We start from the raw sequence: 17,787 nt of genomic DNA, 5'->3' as shown, positions 1-17,787 counted from the left end.
GTTGTGCGCCTCGCTTTACTGGCGGCCTTCGCCGTGTCCGAGCACGACGTACTTCAGCGACGTCAGCCCTTCCAGGCCCACGGGGCCGCGTGCGTGCAGCTTGTCGTTCGAGATGCCGATTTCCGCGCCGAGACCGAATTCGAAGCCGTCCGCGAAGCGCGTCGACGCGTTGACCATCACGCTCGCCGAATCGACCTCGCGCAGGAAACGCATCGCGCGGTCGTGATCCTCGGTGACGATCGCATCCGTGTGATGCGAGCCGTATTGGTTGATGTGCTCGATTGCGGCGTCGAGGCCGTCGACCACCTTGATCGCGAGCACCGGCGCGAGATATTCGGTGTGCCAGTCTTCCTCGGTCGCGTCGACGAGCGGGCCGACGCCCGCGTCGGCGAGCACCGCGCGCGCGGCCGCATCGACGCGCAGCTCGACCTGCTTGTCGCGATACAGCCTGCCGAGCGGCGGCAGCAGCTTCTCCGCGATGCCGCTCGCGACGAGCAGCGTCTCCATCGTGTTGCAGGTGCCGTAGCGGTGCGTCTTCGCGTTGTCGCAGACGGTCAGCGCCTTGTCGAGATCGGCGCGATCGTCGACGTACACGTGACAGACGCCGTCGAGGTGCTTGATCATCGGCACGCGCGCCTCGTTGATCAGGCGCTCGATCAGGCTCTTGCCGCCGCGCGGCACGATCACGTCGACGTATTCGGTCATCGTGATCAGCTTGCCGACCGCAGCGCGATCGGCCGTCGCGACGACCTGCACCGCGTCCTGCGGCAAGCCGGCCGCCGCGAGCCCTTCGCCGATCAGCTTCGCGAGCGCCGTGTTCGATTCGAGCGCTTCGGAGCCGCCGCGCAGGATCGTCGCATTGCCCGACTTCAGGCACAGCGCGGCCGCATCGATCGTCACGTTCGGGCGCGATTCGTAGATGATGCCGATCACGCCGAGCGGCACACGCATCTGGCCAACCTGGATCCCGCTCGGGCGGTACTTGAGGTTGCCGATCTCGCCGATCGGATCGGCCAGCGACGCAACCTGGCGCAGGCCTTCGACCATCGTATTCAACGCCTTGTCCGACAGCGTCAGGCGGTCGACGAACGCCGCATCGAGCCCTTTTTCACGGGCGCGGGCGACGTCGCGCGCATTCGCGTCCTTCAGCGTCTGCGCGTCGCGTTCGATCGCGCGGGCCACGGCGTCGAGCGCCGCGTTCTTCGCGGCCGTGCTGGCGCGCGCCATCGCGCGGGAAGCGTGCCGGGCGCGACGGCCCAGGTCGGTCATGTACTGATCGATATCCATCGTGTGACTCGAGAAGCAAGCCGCGCTGGGCGGCATGAATTCGTGGGGAAGCGAGGGGGGCGGCCATCCGCGGGCGGCCATCCGCGGGGCGGCCATCCGCGGGTGGCCATCCATGGGGCGCGGCGGCCGGAAGGCCGCGCCGCGGATGGTCGCCCCGGCTTTCGAAGCATTGTAAGCGGGTTGCGCAGCGCGCGCTGAAGGCCCGAACGGGACTCAGCGTCGCACGCGACCCGCGGTCGGCGGTCGCTCGCCGCGCGCGCCCGCGACCGTCATCGCGAGCTGGAACAGCCCGTCCCACGGATCGGGCGGCGGTTGGTCCTGCGTGCGGCGGCCCGGCACGACGGCCGTGAGCCCCTTGACCTGCCGGTCGAGCTGCGCGGCGAACGCGAGCGCCTTCTCGAGCACGGGTTCCGACACGCGGTTCAGCGCGGGGCCGATCAGCCGTTCGCGCGGGCCCCACACGCGGTTCTCGCGCAGCAGCGTCGCCAGCGGCTTGCCGGCCGTCGCGCCGCGCTTGATCCGCAGCAGCGTTCGCAACTCCTCGACGACGGCCCACATCACGAGCACAATCGCCTCGCCCTCGCCCTTCAGCCCGTCGATCATCCGCGCGAGCCGTGCGGCGTCGCCGGCGAGCATCGCTTCGTTCAGCTTGAACACGTCGTAGCGCGCGACGTTCAGCACCGCATCGTGCACCTGCTCGAACGACAGCGCGCCCTGCGGATACAGCAGCCCGAGCTTCTGGATTTCCTGGTGCGCGGCGAGCAGGTTGCCCTCGACGCGCTCCGCGATGAACTGCAGCGCGCGCCGCCCGTCGTCGCCGGCCGCGACGCGCTGGCCCTGCATCGACAGGCGCTGGCCGATCCAGTTCGGCAGTTGCGCGCGGTCGACCGGATCGATCTTCAGCGCGACGCCGCCGTTCTGTAGCGCGGTAAACCACGCGGATTTCTGCGTGGCCGCATCGAGACGCGGCAGCGTGACGAGCATCAGCGCATCGGGATTGGCGGTGGCCGCGAGCGTCTTCAGCGCGTCGGCGCCTTCCTTGCCGGGCTTGCCCGACGGAATGCGCAGCTCGATCAGCTGGCGCTCGCCGAACAGCGACATCGCCTGGGTCGCGCCGAGCAGCACGCTCCAGTCGAAGCCGCGCTCGACCGTATGCACCGAACGCTCGGTGAAGCCGGCCGCGCGCGCGGCCGCACGAATGCGGTCGCATGCTTCCTGCGCGAGCAGCGGCTCGTCGCCGTAGACGGTATAGAGCCCGGCCAACCCCTTCGCGAGGTGCGGCTCCAGCGCATCAAGTCGCAATTGCATCGGTGCGTGCGCCGTCGATCAGAGCGGCGGCGGCGGCAGCGGCGCGCGCGGCGCGACGCCCGGCACCACGTCCTCCGGCGCCGGCGTCAGCGAGTGGACGATCGCGAGACGCCGCATCAACTGGTCGACCGCATCGTTCTGCATGTCGCCGTACAGGATGTCGGCTTCCTGCGCCTTCGCGTTCGTGTACTGGTCGCTGTACGTCATCGCGCGGTTCAGCGCGATCGCGCTCGGCGGGATCAGCACGGTGCCGTCCTTGCTCGTCAGCGTGTAGTTCAGCGTATAGAACAGCGCGTACTCCTGCGCCGAGCCGTACTTGTTGAGCGTCAGCGTGTTCTGGCCACGCGACTCCCACATGCGCAGCACGGCGTCGGCGTCGTCCGCCGACTTGACGATCTTCGTGTCGCTGCCGGCCTCGACGAGGCGCGTCAGCCGCGCCTCGACGGGCGCCGGCGCGCCGGCCACCAGCAGGTGCTTGAACGCATAGTCCTGCTGGCCCCGCAACTGGAAGCCGCATGCCGACAGCGCAACCGCGCTGCCGACGAGCATCAAAAACGATCTGCGGATCACCTTCGCTCCTTCTGGGTACGTCCGACGGCCGGCGGCCGTCAGACGACGATGTTCACGAGGCGGCCCGGCACGACGACGATCTTCTTCGCCGGCTTGCCGTCGCTGAACTTCGCGAACGCGTCGTCGGCCACCGCCGCGGCTTCGATCGCCTCGCGGCTCGCGTCCTTCGCGACCTTCAACGCGCCGCGCACCTTGCCGTTCACCTGCAGCACGAGTTCGATCTCGGCCTGCTCGAGCGCGGCTTCGTCGACCTTCGGCCACGGTGCATCGAGCAGCGGGCCGAATTCGTCCGCGTAGCCGAGCGCCTTCCACAGCTCGAACGTGACGTGCGGCACGACCGGGTACAGCACGCGCAGCAGCACGCCGTACGTTTCGCGCAGCACGCCGGGCGTCGCGCCCTTCGCGCCGTCGACCGCGTTCAGCATCTTCATCGCGGCCGATACGACCGTGTTGTACTGCAGGCGCTGGTAGTCGAAATCGGCCTGCTTCAGCACGCTGTAGATCTCGCGGCGCAGCGCCTTGTCGGCTTCGCCGAGCGCGGCCGCATCGAAGCCCGCGCGCGCGGCGAGGGCTTCGCGGTTCGCGTAACCGAAGCTCCACACGCGGCGCAGGAAGCGGCTCGCGCCCTCGACGCCGGCGCCCGACCACTCGAGCTGCTGCTCGGGCGGTGCGGCGAACATCGTGAACAGGCGCGCGGTATCGGCGCCGTACAGGTCGATCAGCACCTGCGGATCGACGCCGTTGTTCTTCGACTTCGACATCTTCTCGATGCCGCCGAGCACGACCGGCTGGCCGTCCGTGTTCAGCGTCGCGCCGACCGGGCGGCCCTTGTCGTCGTGCGTGACCGTCACGTCGGCCGGGTTGTACCAGGTCTTCTTGCCCGCTGCGTCCTCGCGGTAGAACGTCTCGTTCAGCACCATCCCCTGCGTGAGCAGGTTCTTCGCCGGCTCGCCGAACTTCACGAGGCCGAGGTCGCGCATCACCTTGGTCCAGAAGCGCGAATACAGCAGGTGCAGGATCGCGTGCTCGATGCCGCCGATGTACTGATCCATCGGCATCCAGTAGTCGGTGCGCGCGTCGACCATCGTCTCGGCGTCCGGCGCCGTGTAGCGCGAGAAGTACCACGACGAATCGACGAAGGTGTCCATCGTGTCGGTTTCGCGCTTCGCGGCCGCGCCGCACTTCGGGCACGTGCAGTTCAGGAACGCTTCCGACTTCGCGAGCGGGTTGCCCGAGCCGTCCGGCACGAGGTCTTCCGGCAGCACGACGGGCAGATCCTTCTCCGGCACCGGCACGTCGCCGCACGACGGGCAGTGGATGATCGGGATCGGCGTGCCCCAGTAGCGCTGGCGCGATACGCCCCAGTCGCGCAGGCGCCACGTGACCTGCTTGTCGCCGAAGCCGCCGGCCTTCAGGTCGGCCGCGATCGCGTCGACGGCCGCGCCGTATCCGAGGCCGTCGTACTTGCCGCTGTTGACGCAGGCTGCGACTTCCTTGTCGCCGTACCACTCCTGCCACGCGTCGAGCGAGTACGTCTGGCCTTCGGCCGCGATCACCTGCTTGATCGGCAGGTCGTATTTCTTCGCGAACGCGAAGTCGCGCTCGTCGTGCGCGGGCACACCCATCACCGCGCCTTCGCCATAGCTCATCAGCACGTAGTTGCCGATCCACACCTCGACGGGCTCGCCCGTCAGCGGATGCGTGACCGAGAAGCCCGTCGCGACGCCCTTCTTCTCCATCGTCGCGACGTCGGCCTCGGCGACGCCGCCGCGCTTGCATTCGTCGATGAACGCCAGCAGTTCGGGCTTGTCCTGTGCAAGGCGCGTGGCGAGCGGGTGCTCGGCCGCGACCGCGCAGAACGTGACGCCCATGATCGTGTCGGCGCGCGTCGTGAACACGCGCAACAGCTTCTTCTCGCCGTCGAGTTCGTACGGGAAGCCGAAGTTCACGCCGAAGCTCTTGCCGATCCAGTTCTGCTGCATGATCTTCACGCGCTCGGGCCAGCCGAGGCCGTCGAGATCGTTCAGCAGCTCATCCGCGTACTGCGTGATCCGCAGGTAGTACATCGGGATCTCGCGCTTCTCGACGAGCGCGCCCGAACGCCAGCCGCGGCCGTCGATCACCTGCTCGTTCGCGAGCACGGTCTGGTCGACCGGGTCCCAGTTCACGGTGCCCGTCTTCTTGTACGCGATGCCCTTCTCGAGCATCTTCAGGAACAGCCACTGGTTCCACTTGTAGTAGTCGGGCTTGCACGTTGCGATCTCGCGCGACCAGTCGATCGCGAGGCCCATCGACTGCATCTGGCCCTTCATGTAGTCGATGTTGTCGTAGGTCCACTTCGCGGGCGGCACGCCGTTCGCCATCGCGGCGTTTTCGGCCGGCATCCCGAACGCATCCCAGCCCATCGGCATCAGCGTGTTGTAGCCGTTCATCCGCAGATAGCGGTACATCACGTCGTTGATCGTGTAGTTGCGCACGTGACCCATGTGCAGCTTGCCGGACGGGTACGGCAGCATCGACACGCAGTAGAACTTCGGCTTCTGCGAATCTTCCTTCGTCTTGTAGGCATCGGCTGCGCGCCAGTCGCCCTGGGCGGCGGCTTCGACGTCGGCGGGTACGTATCTCTCGTGCATGGTGTGGTTCGGACTAGGCTTTAAGCGGCGCGACGGCTCGCGCGCAGGAGTGGATCGAAATTCGTGCTTGCCCGGCGGACCTGCAGGTTCGCTGTTGCCGAACCTGTTCACGGTTTCCGGGTATTTTCCGGGTAACCCGCAGCATGCCCGGGTAACCTGGAAAATTCCGGGTTACCTTGAAAAAGCCTGCCAACCGGGAAAAACGACGATTATACCGCCCGCGCCGGTTCATTCGGCCGGTCTCGCGGCGGTCGGCCGATCCCGCGGCGGGCGTGGACCGGCCGGAAGATCCGCTCAGCGGTTCGCCGGCACGGCAGACGGCGCGGCGGAACCGCCCGCCTGCGGCGGCACGTCGGTCACGAAGCCGATCCGCGCGAGGCCCGCGGCCTGCGCGGCACCCATCACCTGCGCGATCACGTCGTAGCGCGTCGCGCGCGACGCACGCAGCCGCAGCTCGGGCGGTGCGCCGCCCGCGGCGGCGGCCCGGAAGCGCGCGGGCAGCGCGTCGAGCGCAACCGGTGCGTCGTCCCAGTACAGCTTGCCCGCGTCGTCGATCGACAGCGTGACGGATTGCGGCGTGTCGCGCGCGACGCTGGCCGCGACCTTCGGCAGGTCGAGCCGGATCGCGTGTGTCATCAGCGGTGCGGTAATGATGAAGATGACGAGCAGCACCAGCATCACGTCGATCAGCGGCGTCATGTTGATCTCCGCCATCGGCGCGGAGGTCTTGTGGTGCTCGAGTCCGCCGAATGCCATGGTCGTTCCTCCCGGGCCGGCGCGTCAGGCGCCCTGCGCGCACACGAACACGTGCAGGTCGCGCGCGAAGCCGTCGAGTTCCTCGGCGAGCTGCCGCACGAGCCGCCCGAGAATGTTGTAGGCCAGCACGGCCGGAATCGCGACGACGAGCCCGAACGCGGTCATGATCAGCGCCTCGCCGACCGGCCCCGCGACGTTCTCGATCTGTGCCTGCCCGCTCGCGGCGATGCTGCCGAGCGCGTGGTAGATGCCCCACACGGTGCCGAGCAGCCCGACGAACGGCGCGGTGCTGCCGATCGACGCGAGCAGCACCTGGCCGAATTCGAGACGCCGCTGCGAGCGCAGCATCGCGTGGCGCAACGCGCGCAGCACGCGTTCGCCGCGCTCGACGCGCGCGGCCAGCGCAGCCGGATCGTGATCGTCGGCCGCATCGCGCGCGGCTTCGGCGAGCGGCACGAACACGCGCTCGCGATCGGCGCCGGCGAGCACGGCGATGCCCGCGTCGAGTGACGGCGCTCGCCAGAACGCGGCGAGCGCGCGCGGCCCCTGCCGCTTCGCGCGGACCAGCAGCCAGGCTTTCATGAAGAGGAAACACCAGCTGGCGACGGACATCGCCAGCAGCACATAGGCAACGGCATGCGTGATCGCATCGCCGCTTTCGAGGTAGTGGACAACGCCGGTGGGAATCGCCATCGGAGTTTCCCCGTTGGGTGTCAGCGCAGGCCGAGCACGTCCTGCATGTCGAACAGGCCGGCGCCGCGCGCCGACAGGAAGCGGACCGCGCGCAGCGCGCCCTGCGCGTACGACACGCGGCTCGACGACTTGTGCGTGATCTCGATGCGCTCGCCGATCCCGGCGAACAGCACGGTGTGATCGCCGACGATGTCGCCGCCGCGCACCGCGGCAAAGCCGATCGACGACGGATCGCGTTCGCCCGTCACGCCGTGGCGGCCGTACACCGCGCAATCGTCGAGCGAGCGCCCGAGCGCGCCGGCGACGGCTTCGCCCATCATCAGCGCGGTGCCCGACGGCGCGTCGACCTTGTGGCGGTGGTGCGCCTCGATGATCTCGATGTCGTAGCCGTGCGAGAAATGCTTGGCCGCGAATTCGAGCAGCTTCAGCGTGACGTTCACGCCGACGCTCATGTTCGCTGCGAACACGATGCCGATCTTGCCCGCAGCGGCCTGCAGTTCGGCCTTCTGCTCGGCGGTGAAGCCGGTCGTGCCGATCACGAGCTTCACGTCGTGGCGCAGCGCGGCCTCGACGTGCGCGATCGTGCCTTCCGGGCGCGTGAAATCGATCAGATAGTCGGCCTGCGCGAACACGGCGTCGAGGTCGTCGGTCAGCTTGATCCCGGTTTCCTTGCCGAGGAACGCGCCGGCGTCCTGGCCGAGGAACGGCGAATCGGCGCGGTCGAGCGCGCCGACGAGCTTTGCGTCGGGATCGTTGAGAACGGCTTCGATCAGCATCCGGCCCATTCGGCCCGATGCGCCGGCAATCGCAATCTTCATGGCTTTCTACACGACAGGTCTAAAGGCGGGCGGCGCAAGCCGCCCCGTTTCCGCACGCCGGCCGCTTACTGCGACTGGACCGGCGCGGTGAGCGGCTGGTTCTGCAGCGTGTCCGAGCCTTGCGGGCCGACCGGCGGCGACGCCTCGCTCGACGCGTTCGGCTGCGGCGGACGATGGAACTGGAACTGCGGCTGGATCGCCGGCACCGCGCCCGGCGGCTGGCCGCCCGGCACCGGCGCACCGCCGGAAGCCTGCGCGGCCGGCGCGAAGCGGCGCGCGCTCGAGCCCTGACCCGATACCTGGTTGGTCGCGCGGTTCGCCGCGCGTGCGGCCTGCGCGTTCGCATCCTGGTCGACCACCGCGCCGGACGCCGGCACGGCGGACGGGCTGGCGACAGCCTCCGGCGCCGACGCGCTCGCCGCTTGTGCAGCGCGCGCGGCAGCCGCCTCGGAAGCGGCCTTCGCCGCCGCGGCCGCCTTCGCCTTCTTGCCGCCGCGATCGCCGTCGATATCGGCCAGCAGGTCGAGCTCGGACGGCAGGTTCTCGGCGCCGGTCCAGCCCGCGAGGCGATCGCCCGAGAAGGTCACGACGAGATCGCGCTGCTGGACGATCGCCGTCGAGCCGCGCTTGAAGTAGAAGAGGTAATCCCAGCGGTCGGCGTGGAACATGTCCGCCAGCAGCGGCGTGCCGAGCAATGCGCGCACCTGCTCGCGCGTCATGCCGACCTGCAGTTGTGCGGCCTTCTCCTGCGACACGAAGTTGCCCTGCACGACGGTGATCCGATAGGGCGTGATGCTCTGCGCGATGCGCTGCGTCACGCTGTCGTACGACGAACAACCAGCCAGCGCCGCAACGGCGGCGGCAGCGATGATGGCACTCCGCATGCGACTCCTCTGAAAGTGCGAAAGCGTTTCTGGGATCATTTCCTTCACCGTGCTGGCCTGCGTCGCAGGCCGCGCGTGTATCTGGAACGGCGAAAAGCCGGTAACATTGAAGCCCTGCATTGTACTCTAGGGATGCCTAGCCATGACCAATCCGACGGATCTCAAGAATATCGGGCTAAAGGCCACCCTACCGCGCCTCAAGATTCTCGAGATCTTCCAGCAAAGCCCCGTACGCCACCTGACGGCCGAAGACGTCTACCGCAACCTGCTCAACGAGCAGCTCGACATCGGGCTGGCCACCGTCTACCGCGTGCTGACGCAGTTCGAGCAGGCCGGCCTGCTCACGCGCAGCAACTTCGAATCTGGCAAGGCCGTGTTCGAACTGAACGAAGGCTCGCACCACGACCACCTCGTGTGCCTCGATTGCGGCCGCGTCGAGGAATTCTTCGACGCCGAGATCGAAGGCCGCCAGCAGGCGATCGCAAAGGAGCGCGGCTTCCGGCTCCAGGAGCACTCGCTGGCGATGTACGGTTCCTGCACGACCGAGAACTGCCCGCACCGCAAGCACTGAATCGCGCCACCCGCGCACGAAGCACGGCCCGGCCGGCATCTCGCCGCCCGGGCCGTGTTCTTTTCGGGATCGTGCCCCGCGCCGCGCGCGTGCCGGCTCGAAAATCTTACGAAAGCCCTTCGGCGCGCGCGAAGCCGGCGCCGGGAACCGGACGCCTGCCGCGCGCCGCGTCAGGCCGTGCCCGTGCAGGCCGGCTCGAACTCGAGCGCCCACGCACGGTCGAGCGGGATCTCGTCGCAGTTCGGCTGCGGCCCGCCGCGATCGACGATCACGAAATCGCTGACCGCGTCGAGCGCGAGCAGCGGATGGTGCCAGACGCCCTTCGCATAGTTCACGCCCTGCCAGCCTTCGGCCAGGAACGCGCGCATCGCGTCGGGCCGGAATTCGCCGGCCGGCGCGACGACGATCGCGTAGCGCGACACGGCTGCGAGCGGGATGAACGCCTGGCTGCCGTGCGGATGGCGCTCCATCAGCGTGACCGCGACCGGCAGCGCGCGCGGCTGCGCGCGAAACACGCTGACGAGCGGCCGGCCGCCGTCCGCGCAGACGTCGATCGTCGCGAGATCGTGGAAGCGCTCGGTCGTGCCGCCGTTGATCGGGAAATGCCGCGCGCCCTCGAGCGCGATCACGTCGCCGAACGGCGCGAACGCTTCGCGGGTCAGGCGCTCGACGCGCAGGATATGGGGTCCGCTCATGCCGTCGCCCTCCTTCAAGCCGGCTCGCCCCACAGACGCAGGCGCGACACGCCGCCGTCCGGGAAGATGTTGAAACGCACGTGCGTGACGGGGCCGAGCGCCGCGAGCTGGTCGAACGTATGCACGTGGTCCATCGACAGCTTCTGCTCGCCGAGCAATTCGGCCCAGAACATCGCCTGCGTAACCAGCGAATCGTCGGTGCCGCCCGCGACCCGCGCGGCCTGCAGCGAGCAGCGGTCGGGGAAGTTGCCCTTGAAGAACGCCGTATCGACCTCGACGCGCCGGATGATGCCCGGCCGCGCGAGCGCGACGATCGCCCAGTCGTTGCCGGGCTCGCGGCGGCGCCGCGTTTCCCAGCCGTCGCCCATGTTCGCGCCGCGCCCCGGCATCAGCATCTGCGATGCCGGGCCGAAGTGCTGGTTGTTCGCGGCCACCAGATAACCGCCGTTCTCGATCGCGGCGAGATCGACGAGTTCGCCGGCCGGCACATGGCGCCAGTCGCGCTGCGGCTGGCCGTACACGCGCAGCCGCGCGAGCCCGCCGTCCGGATACAGGTTCACGCGCAGGTGCGTGACCGGCTGCGTGTCGTCGACGCTCACGTAGTGATGCGAATTGCCCTGCAGCGTCGTCGCGGGGACGATCGTGCGCCATTCGGCATCGTCGGGCGGCGTGTCGCCGTCGGCAACGCACGCCTCGATCGACGCGGCCGGCGGGAAATTGCCGGTGAAGTGGCTCGTATCGAGATCGACGCCGAAAATCACGCCCGGCCGCGCGAGCCGCACCACGCAGAAGTCGTGGCCCGTCGTGCGCTTGCGGCGCGTTTCCCAGCCGTCCATCCACTTGCCGTGGTCGTCGTACTTGCCGGGGATGAACACGGCCGGCTCGGGGTTCAGCATGCGCTCTTTCGGCGCGAAGAATTCGTCGCTCGCAAACAATGCCTGCGCGCCGAGGCGCGGGTCGGCGAGGTTCATGTAGCGCCGCGTGAAGGCCGGCGCGTTCGGATCGAGGATGGGAGCTGCCATGTTGTCTCCTGTCGATGGGAGTTAGCGCTTTAGCGCTTACTCCCATCCCATGCTTCGCGGTCGATGGGAGCTGGCGCTTTGGCGCTTACTCCCGTCCCATGCAAAGCAATTTCTGATCAAGTTCCGGCGCATCGAGGCGCCGGCCGCATGTAAATCGATCGTGCGGGACTACCTGGGCAAAGCCGCCCCGCGCGACAAGCCGCGCTCAGAGCGCGTGGGCCTGGTCGCCGGCGACCGGCGCCGCGTTGCCTTCCTCTTCGGCCGGCACGTAGCGCAGCTCGCGGTTCAGCACGCGCTTCGCGCGGACCTTGTCGATATCGTTCTCCCACACCGCGACGACGACCGTCGCGACGCAGTTGCCGATCAGGTTGGTCAGCGCGCGGGCGATGCCGACGAACCAGTCGACCGGCAGGATCAGCACGAGGCCGAGCACCGGAATCGCCGGGATCGCCGACAGCGTCGCCGCGAGGATCACGATCGCCGAACCGGGAATCCCGTGCGCCCCCTTCGACGTGACGAGCGACACGAGCAGCACCACGATCAGATCATGCGTCGACAGCGGCGTGTTGGTGGCCTGCGCGATGAACAGCACGGCGAGCGTCAGGTAGATCGAGAAGCCGTCGAGGTTGAACGAATAGCCGGTCGGGATCACGAGGCCGACCGTCGAATCCTTGACACCCATGTATTCGAGCTTGCGCATCACCTGCGGCAGCACCGCATCCGACGACGCCGTGCCGAGCACGATCGACAGTTCCTCGCGCAGGTAGCGGATCAGCTTGAACACCGAGAAGCCCGCGAGCCGCATCACGATGCCGAGCACGACCGTGACGAACACGAAGCAGCTCAGGTAAAACACCGCGACAAGGTAGCCGAGCTGCTTGAGCGACGAGACGCCGTATTTGCCGGTCGTGAATGCGATCGCGCCGAGCACGCCGAGCGGCGCGAGCTTGATGATGAAGCCGATGATCCGGAAGAACACGTGCGACAGTTCCTCGATCAGCGAGTTGACGCGCTGCGCCTTGTCGCCGAGCAGCGACAGCGCGGAGCCGAACAGCACCGCGAACACGAGGATCTGCAGGATGTCGCCCTTCGCGAACGCGTCGATCGCGGTGTCGGGGATGATCTTCATCAGGTAGCCGGCGGTGTCCTTCAGGCTTTCGGCGTTCTTCGCGTACGACGCGAGCGACGACGCGTCGAGCGAATGCAGGTCGATGTTCATCCCGACGCCCGGGCGCGTGACCCACGCGAGCACGAGGCCGATGCCGAGCGCGAGCGTCGTCATGATCTCGAAGTAGATGACGGCCTTCAGGCCGACCCGGCCGACCTTCTTCAGGTCGCCCGCGTTGGCCATCCCGCTGACCACGACGCAGAACACGATTGGGCCGATGACCATCTTGATGAGCTTCAGGAAGCCGTCGCCGAGCGGTCGCAGCGACTCGGCGAAATGCGGGAAGAACGCGCCGAGCGCGACCCCCAGGATCAATGCGACGACTACCCGGCCAAACAGCGAATTGAGGAATTTCGACACGGCGCTCTCCCGATCCAACGGTTGCAGTTTCGTCTGTTCATACTGGTAAGACCAGTGATGTTATGGTGGATAGTAGGAAGCCGATATAGTGACGTCAAGGACGGACAAAATAGGGATTTCCCGCCCCCCTTCGCATACGTCCGGCGGCCCCGAAAGCGGGCCTGATCGTGGCTTTCCCGTAGTGCGGTCATGCACTGCGCCCGTGCGGATTACAATGCCGGTCAGACCGGCCATCGTTCACATCATGAAAAATGTTCCGCATACCGTGACCGACGCCGCCATCGCGACGATCCGCGACCGGATCGAGGCAGGCGTTTATCCGGTCGGCAGCCTGCTGCCGGCCCAGCGTCAGCTCTCCGAGGAGCTGGAGATCAGCCGTGCGTCGCTGCGCGAGGCGCTGTCGACGCTCGAGGCGCTCGGGATGCTGCGCATCCGCGCGGGCAAGGGCGTGTACGTCGAAAGCGCGCAGGCAACGGCCGCGCATGCCTGGCAGTTTGCCGAGCAGTCGTCGCCGCCCGATACCTACCAGATGCGCTACGCGCTCGAAGGGTTCGCCGCGCGGATGGCCGCGCGCGTGGTCAGCGACGACGACATCGCGTGGTTCGAAGACAATCTCGCCGACCTGCACGTCGCGCTGACCGAAAACGCGCTCGACGAGGCGTCGCAGCTCGACTTCGACTTCCATATGCGGATCGTCCATCTCGCCGGCAACGCGGCGATCGAATCGATCCTGCGCGGCAGCGCGGACATCATGAAGGAAAGCCAGCGCATGCCGTTCTACCGGCGCGAGCTGCTGCTGTCGACGTGGCACGAGCACCGCGCGATCGTCGATGCGCTGATCGCGCGCGATGCGGCCGCCGCGGGCAGCGCGATCGAAACGCACATCGCGAACGCCGCGCAGCGCGCGGGCATCTTCTTCCCGACGCCGGGCGCCTGACGGCCGTGCGGCGCGCGCCGCACGAGCATCACACCGCAGCGATCGGATTCGCGTCGATCACGAAAAAGGCGCGCGCTGGCGCCGGACGATCACGCGGCCTCGCCCGCGAAATCGATCAGCACCTTCATCGCGCGCTGCCAGTCGCCGGCCAGTTCGAACGCGAGGTTCGCGTCGCGCATCGGGAACACGCGCGTGATGGCCGGCTGCAGGTCGACGCGCGCCGCGTTGATCAGCTGCACCGCGAGCGCGAATTCCGCATGGAAGCGGAACGATCCGCAGATCGACAACTCCTTCGCGACCACGACGTTCTGCGGCAGGCTGACATCGCCGCCGAGCCCGAGCTGCACGACGACGCCGCGCGGACGCATCACGTCCAGCCCGTCGCGCAGCGCGCGCGCATTGCCCGAACACTCGATCATCACGTCGAACGTGCCCTTGTCGGCGCCGTAGCGCGCGACCCATCCGGCATCGGCCGCCGCGTTGATCGTATGGTCGGCGCCGAGCGCGCGGGCCACTTCCAGCGGCGCTTCGACGACGTCGGTCGCGACGATCTCCGCCGCGCCGTGCGCGCGCGCCGCCGCGACCGCCAGCACGCCGATCGGCCCGCAGCCCGACACGAGCACGCGCTTGCCGATCAGCGGGCCCGCGCGCGACACCGCATGCAGCCCGACCGCGAACGGCTCGGCGAGCGCCGCGAGCGACAGCGGCACATGATCGGCGACCTTCACGCACTGCGCCGCGTCGCACACGAGCGCGTTGCGAAACGCGCCCTGCACGTGCGGCATCCGCATCGCGCTGCCGTAGAAGCGCATGTCCAGACACTGGTTCGGCAAGCCTTCGAGGCAGTAGCGGCACGCACCGCACGGCCGGCTCGGGTTGACCGCGACGCGATCGCCGACCTTCACCGACGTCACGTCCGGCGCGACCTCCGCGACCGTGCCGGCAACCTCGTGGCCGAGCACCATCGGCTGCTGCAGCCGGATCGCGCCGAAGCCGCCGTGCCGAAAGTAATGCAGGTCGGACCCGCAGATGCCGCCCATCGCGACATCGACGCGCACCTGGCCCGGGCCGATTTCGCCCGCGTCCTGTTCTTCGACCCGCAGGTCGTTCGGCCCGTGGATCACGACACACATGCAACGCATACGCATGACCTTCCTCCCTATACGGCGCTGGTCAGGCCGCCATCGACGAACAGCGTCTGGCCGTTCACGAAATCGGATGCGGCCGACGCAAGGAAAATCGCCGCGCCGCACAGCTCGTCGACGCGCCCCCAGCGGCCGGCCGGCGTGCGCTTGCACAGCCAGTCCGAGAACGCCGCGTCGTCGACCAGCGCGCGATTCAGCTCCGTTTCGAAATAGCCGGGCGCGAGGCCATTGGCCTGGATGCCGTGGCGCGCCCAGTCGGCGCACATCCCTTTCGTCAGCATCCGCACCGCGCCCTTCGACGCCGCGTACGGCGCGATCGTCGGCCGCGCGAGTTCGCTCTGCACCGAGCAGATGTTGATGATCTTCCCGTGGCCGCGCGCGATCATGTGACGCGCGACGGCCTGCGCGACGTTGAACACGCCGTCGAGATTCACGCGCATCAGCGCATGCCAGTCGTCGGGCTCGAATGCGTCGAGCGGCGCGCGGCGCTGGATGCCCGCGTTGTTCACGAGGATGTCGATCGCACCGACGCGCGCCTCGAAGTCGTCGATCGCCGCGCGCACCTGCGCATGCTCGGCGACGTCGAACACCGCATGGTCGGCCGCGAAGCCTTCGTCGCGGAAACGGCTCGCGAGCGTCGCAGCCTTCTCCTCATTACGATCGTTGATGACGATCGCCGCGCCGGCTTCCGCGAGCCCGCGGGCGAGCGTCAGCCCGATCCCGCGTCCGGAACCCGTGATCAGTGCGCGGCGGCCGTCGAGACGGAACCGGTCAAGCGCGTTGGTCATGCATGTGTCCTCGTGCCAGTGGAGCCGGCTGCCCGTCGCGGCCGGTCTCGCGTTGACGGTATCTTCGGCTGCCTGCCCGATGCCGCGCCAATGGTCTTTTTTGATCCGGTTATCATGAAATCTGATTACCGCCCTCTCCTGCCCGCCGCCCATGGAACTCAAGCAATTGCGCGCCTTCGTCACGCTCGCGGAAGAGCTGCATTTCGGGCGCGCGGCGCAGCGCCTGTTCATCGTGCAGCCCGCGCTGAGCATGCAGATCAAGGCGCTCGAGGAAGAGCTCGGTGCGCGGCTGTTCGAGCGCGACCGCCACAAGGTCGAACTGAGCGACACGGGGCGCGTGTTCCTGCCGGAAGCGCGCGCGACGCTGCAACAGGCCGCGCGTGCGGAACAGATGGCGCGGCTGTCGAGCCGCGGCGAGATCGGCACGCTGAGGATCGCGTTCGTGTCGTCGGTGCTGCCCGCACTGCTGCCGGCCGTGCTGCGCACGATGCGCGAGCGCTATCCGCTGATCGCGCTCGAACTGAAGGACCTGCCGACGCCCGACCAGATCGCCGCGCTGCGCGACCGGCGGATCGATTTCGGGATGATCCGGCTGCCGGCCGCGTATGCGGGCATCGACACGCGCGTGGTGCTGGAAGAAGGCTTCGTCGTCGCGCTGCCGCTCGACCATCCGCTCGCCGCGCACGACACGATCCCGCCGGCCGCACTGCGCGGCCAGCCCGCGTTCGTGCTCGCGCGCCGCTACGCGCCCGGCTTTCACGACGACATGCTGCTCGCGTTGAGCCGCGCGGGCACGACGCTCGAAATCGCGCAGGAGTTCGGGGAATTCACGACGATGCTCGCGCTCGTCGCGGCGGGGATGGGCATCGGGCTGATCCCGGCAGAGGCCGCCAGCGCGCTGCCGCCGGACGTGCTCGCGCGGCCGCTCGACCTGGCCGGCCACCGAAGCGGCATCGGCCTCGCGTGGACCGACCTCGACAGCCCGCTTAAGCGTGCGTTCGTCGACGCGCTCAAGCAGGTGACGGCAGACAGGCGATGACGAAGTCGGGGCAATGAAAAAGCCCGGCCGGAAAACCGGGCCGGGCTCGTTCGCCGCGCGTGCCGCGTTGCCGCGGCCGCGCAACGTGCGGGATTACTTCGCGTTCGCGAACGCGACAGCCGTATCCAGCATGCGGTTCGAGAAACCCCACTCGTTGTCGTACCAGCTCGACACCTTGACGAGGCGGCCCGACACCTTGGTCAGCGTCGCGTCGAACGTCGACGAAGCCGGGTTGTGGTTGAAGTCGATCGACACCAGCGGTGCGTCGTTGTAGCCGAGGATGCCCTTCAGCGCGCCTTCCGACGCTTCCTTCATGATCGCGTTGACTTCCTCGACCGTCGTGTCGCGCTTGGCGATGAACGACAGGTCGACGATCGACACGTTGATCGTCGGGACGCGGATCGCGTAACCGTCGAGCTTGCCGTTCAGTTCCGGCAGCACGAGGCCGACGGCCGAAGCAGCGCCCGTCTTCGTCGGGATCTGGCTGTGCGTGGCCGAACGCGCGCGGCGCAGGTCTTCGTGGTAGACGTCCGTCAGCACCTGGTCGTTCGTGTATGCGTGGATCGTCGTCATCAGGCCCGTTTCGAGGCCGATCTTGTCGTTCAGCGGCTTGACGAGCGGCGCGAGGCAGTTCGTCGTGCACGATGCGTTCGAGATGACCGTGTGCTCGGCCTTCAGCACGTCGTGGTTCACGCCGTAGACGATCGTCGCGTCGACGTCCTTGCCGCCCGGCGCCGAGATGATCACCTTCTTCGCGCCGCCCTTCAGGTGCGCGCTCGCCTTTTCCTTGGTCGTGAAGAAGCCCGTGCACTCCATCACGACGTCGACGCCGAGCTCGCCCCACGGCAGTTCGGCCGGGTTGCGGTTCGCCAGCACGCGGATCTTGTCGCCGTTCACGACGAGGTAGTCGCCGTCGACCGACACTTCGCCCGGGAACTTGCCGTGCGCGGTGTCGTACTGGGTCAGGTGCGCGTTGGTCTTCGCATCGCCCAGGTCGTTGATCGCGACGATCTCGAGATCGTGCTTCTTGCCGTTTTCATAAAACGCGCGCAGCGTGTTGCGGCCGATACGGCCGTAGCCGTTGATTGCGACGCGAATCGTCATGGTCTATCT

At 68.0% G+C, this 17,787-nt stretch carries 17 protein-coding genes; 3 read left to right on the top strand and 14 right to left on the bottom strand.

Annotation, left to right across the window (positions count from 1 at the left end):
• Window positions 1–15: 15 nt before the first annotated feature.
• The 8 genes from AC3WLY_RS24945 to AC3WLY_RS24910 all read right to left on the bottom strand — a co-directional run bounded on the left by AC3WLY_RS24945 (window position 16) and on the right by AC3WLY_RS24910 (window position 8,949).
• A complete protein-coding gene (locus AC3WLY_RS24945) occupies window positions 16–1,287 on the bottom strand; it encodes a glutamate-5-semialdehyde dehydrogenase (protein WP_492309275.1) in 1,272 nt (423 codons plus the stop codon).
• A gap of 213 nt (window positions 1,288–1,500) precedes the next feature.
• A complete protein-coding gene (gene holA / locus AC3WLY_RS24940) occupies window positions 1,501–2,595 on the bottom strand; it encodes a DNA polymerase III subunit delta (RefSeq protein ID WP_111015313.1) in 1,095 nt (364 codons plus the stop codon).
• An 18-nt stretch (window positions 2,596–2,613) separates the two neighbouring features.
• Entirely contained in the window at window positions 2,614–3,165 is a 552-nt protein-coding gene (locus AC3WLY_RS24935) for an LPS-assembly lipoprotein LptE (RefSeq protein ID WP_034182717.1), read from the bottom strand.
• A 38-nt stretch (window positions 3,166–3,203) separates the two neighbouring features.
• Entirely contained in the window at window positions 3,204–5,798 is a 2,595-nt protein-coding gene (gene leuS, locus AC3WLY_RS24930) for a leucine--tRNA ligase (RefSeq protein WP_310138304.1), read from the bottom strand.
• Between the two features lie 294 nt (window positions 5,799–6,092).
• Window positions 6,093–6,554, bottom strand: a complete 462-nt coding sequence (locus AC3WLY_RS24925) for an ExbD/TolR family protein (protein WP_175963088.1) — start codon at window positions 6,552–6,554, stop codon at window positions 6,093–6,095.
• 24 nt (window positions 6,555–6,578) lie between these two features.
• Window positions 6,579–7,247 carry a MotA/TolQ/ExbB proton channel family protein gene (locus AC3WLY_RS24920; RefSeq protein WP_175963089.1) on the bottom strand — a complete coding sequence of 223 codons (669 nt, stop codon included), beginning with the start codon at window positions 7,245–7,247 and terminating at the stop codon, window positions 6,579–6,581.
• Between the two features lie 20 nt (window positions 7,248–7,267).
• Window positions 7,268–8,065 carry a 4-hydroxy-tetrahydrodipicolinate reductase gene (gene dapB, locus AC3WLY_RS24915; RefSeq protein WP_492309273.1) on the bottom strand — a complete coding sequence of 266 codons (798 nt, stop codon included), beginning with the start codon at window positions 8,063–8,065 and terminating at the stop codon, window positions 7,268–7,270.
• A 65-nt stretch (window positions 8,066–8,130) separates the two neighbouring features.
• Window positions 8,131–8,949, bottom strand: a complete 819-nt coding sequence (locus tag AC3WLY_RS24910) for an outer membrane protein assembly factor BamE (protein ID WP_175963091.1) — start codon at window positions 8,947–8,949, stop codon at window positions 8,131–8,133.
• 142 nt (window positions 8,950–9,091) lie between these two features.
• Here AC3WLY_RS24910 and fur point away from each other — a divergent pair, with 142 nt between their 5' ends.
• A complete protein-coding gene (fur, locus tag AC3WLY_RS24905; RefSeq protein ID WP_011350926.1) occupies window positions 9,092–9,520 on the top strand; it encodes a ferric iron uptake transcriptional regulator in 429 nt (142 codons plus the stop codon).
• Window positions 9,521–9,690: 170 nt separating this feature from the next.
• On the opposite strand, the gene AC3WLY_RS24900 is transcribed toward fur, so the two are convergent.
• The 3 genes from AC3WLY_RS24900 to AC3WLY_RS24890 all read right to left on the bottom strand — a co-directional run bounded on the left by AC3WLY_RS24900 (window position 9,691) and on the right by AC3WLY_RS24890 (window position 12,765).
• Complete coding sequence (locus tag AC3WLY_RS24900) at window positions 9,691–10,215, bottom strand: ureidoglycolate lyase (RefSeq protein WP_175963092.1); 525 nt, start codon at window positions 10,213–10,215, stop codon at window positions 9,691–9,693.
• A 14-nt stretch (window positions 10,216–10,229) separates the two neighbouring features.
• Complete coding sequence (gene alc, locus AC3WLY_RS24895; protein ID WP_175919094.1) at window positions 10,230–11,237, bottom strand: allantoicase; 1,008 nt, start codon at window positions 11,235–11,237, stop codon at window positions 10,230–10,232.
• Window positions 11,238–11,442: 205 nt separating this feature from the next.
• Window positions 11,443–12,765, bottom strand: a complete 1,323-nt coding sequence (locus AC3WLY_RS24890) for a C4-dicarboxylate transporter DctA (protein WP_492309272.1) — start codon at window positions 12,763–12,765, stop codon at window positions 11,443–11,445.
• 214 nt (window positions 12,766–12,979) lie between these two features.
• Between AC3WLY_RS24890 and AC3WLY_RS24885 the strand changes: the two genes are divergently transcribed.
• Window positions 12,980–13,702 carry a FadR/GntR family transcriptional regulator gene (locus AC3WLY_RS24885; RefSeq protein WP_072436337.1) on the top strand — a complete coding sequence of 241 codons (723 nt, stop codon included), beginning with the start codon at window positions 12,980–12,982 and terminating at the stop codon, window positions 13,700–13,702.
• An 89-nt stretch (window positions 13,703–13,791) separates the two neighbouring features.
• Here the strand turns inward: AC3WLY_RS24885 and AC3WLY_RS24880 are convergent, their stop codons facing one another.
• Both AC3WLY_RS24880 and AC3WLY_RS24875 read right to left on the bottom strand, forming a co-directional pair.
• The gene (locus AC3WLY_RS24880) at window positions 13,792–14,850 is read right to left on the bottom strand and encodes an L-idonate 5-dehydrogenase (RefSeq protein WP_492309271.1); all 1,059 of its coding nucleotides are present in this window, start codon (window positions 14,848–14,850) and stop codon (window positions 13,792–13,794) included.
• A gap of 11 nt (window positions 14,851–14,861) precedes the next feature.
• Window positions 14,862–15,635 (bottom strand): SDR family NAD(P)-dependent oxidoreductase, encoded by a 774-nt coding sequence (locus tag AC3WLY_RS24875; RefSeq protein ID WP_492309270.1) that lies wholly within the window; start codon window positions 15,633–15,635, stop codon window positions 14,862–14,864.
• A 151-nt stretch (window positions 15,636–15,786) separates the two neighbouring features.
• Here AC3WLY_RS24875 and AC3WLY_RS24870 point away from each other — a divergent pair, with 151 nt between their 5' ends.
• A complete protein-coding gene (locus tag AC3WLY_RS24870; RefSeq protein ID WP_492309269.1) occupies window positions 15,787–16,674 on the top strand; it encodes a LysR family transcriptional regulator in 888 nt (295 codons plus the stop codon).
• A 93-nt stretch (window positions 16,675–16,767) separates the two neighbouring features.
• Here the strand turns inward: AC3WLY_RS24870 and gap are convergent, their stop codons facing one another.
• Entirely contained in the window at window positions 16,768–17,778 is a 1,011-nt protein-coding gene (gene gap, locus AC3WLY_RS24865) for a type I glyceraldehyde-3-phosphate dehydrogenase (protein ID WP_006485712.1), read from the bottom strand.
• Between the last annotated feature and the right edge of the window lie 9 nt (window positions 17,779–17,787).

Source organism: Burkholderia sp. FW306-1C-G01B, from assembly GCF_058781685.1.
This window is presented reverse-complemented; position numbering and strand designations above follow the sequence as displayed.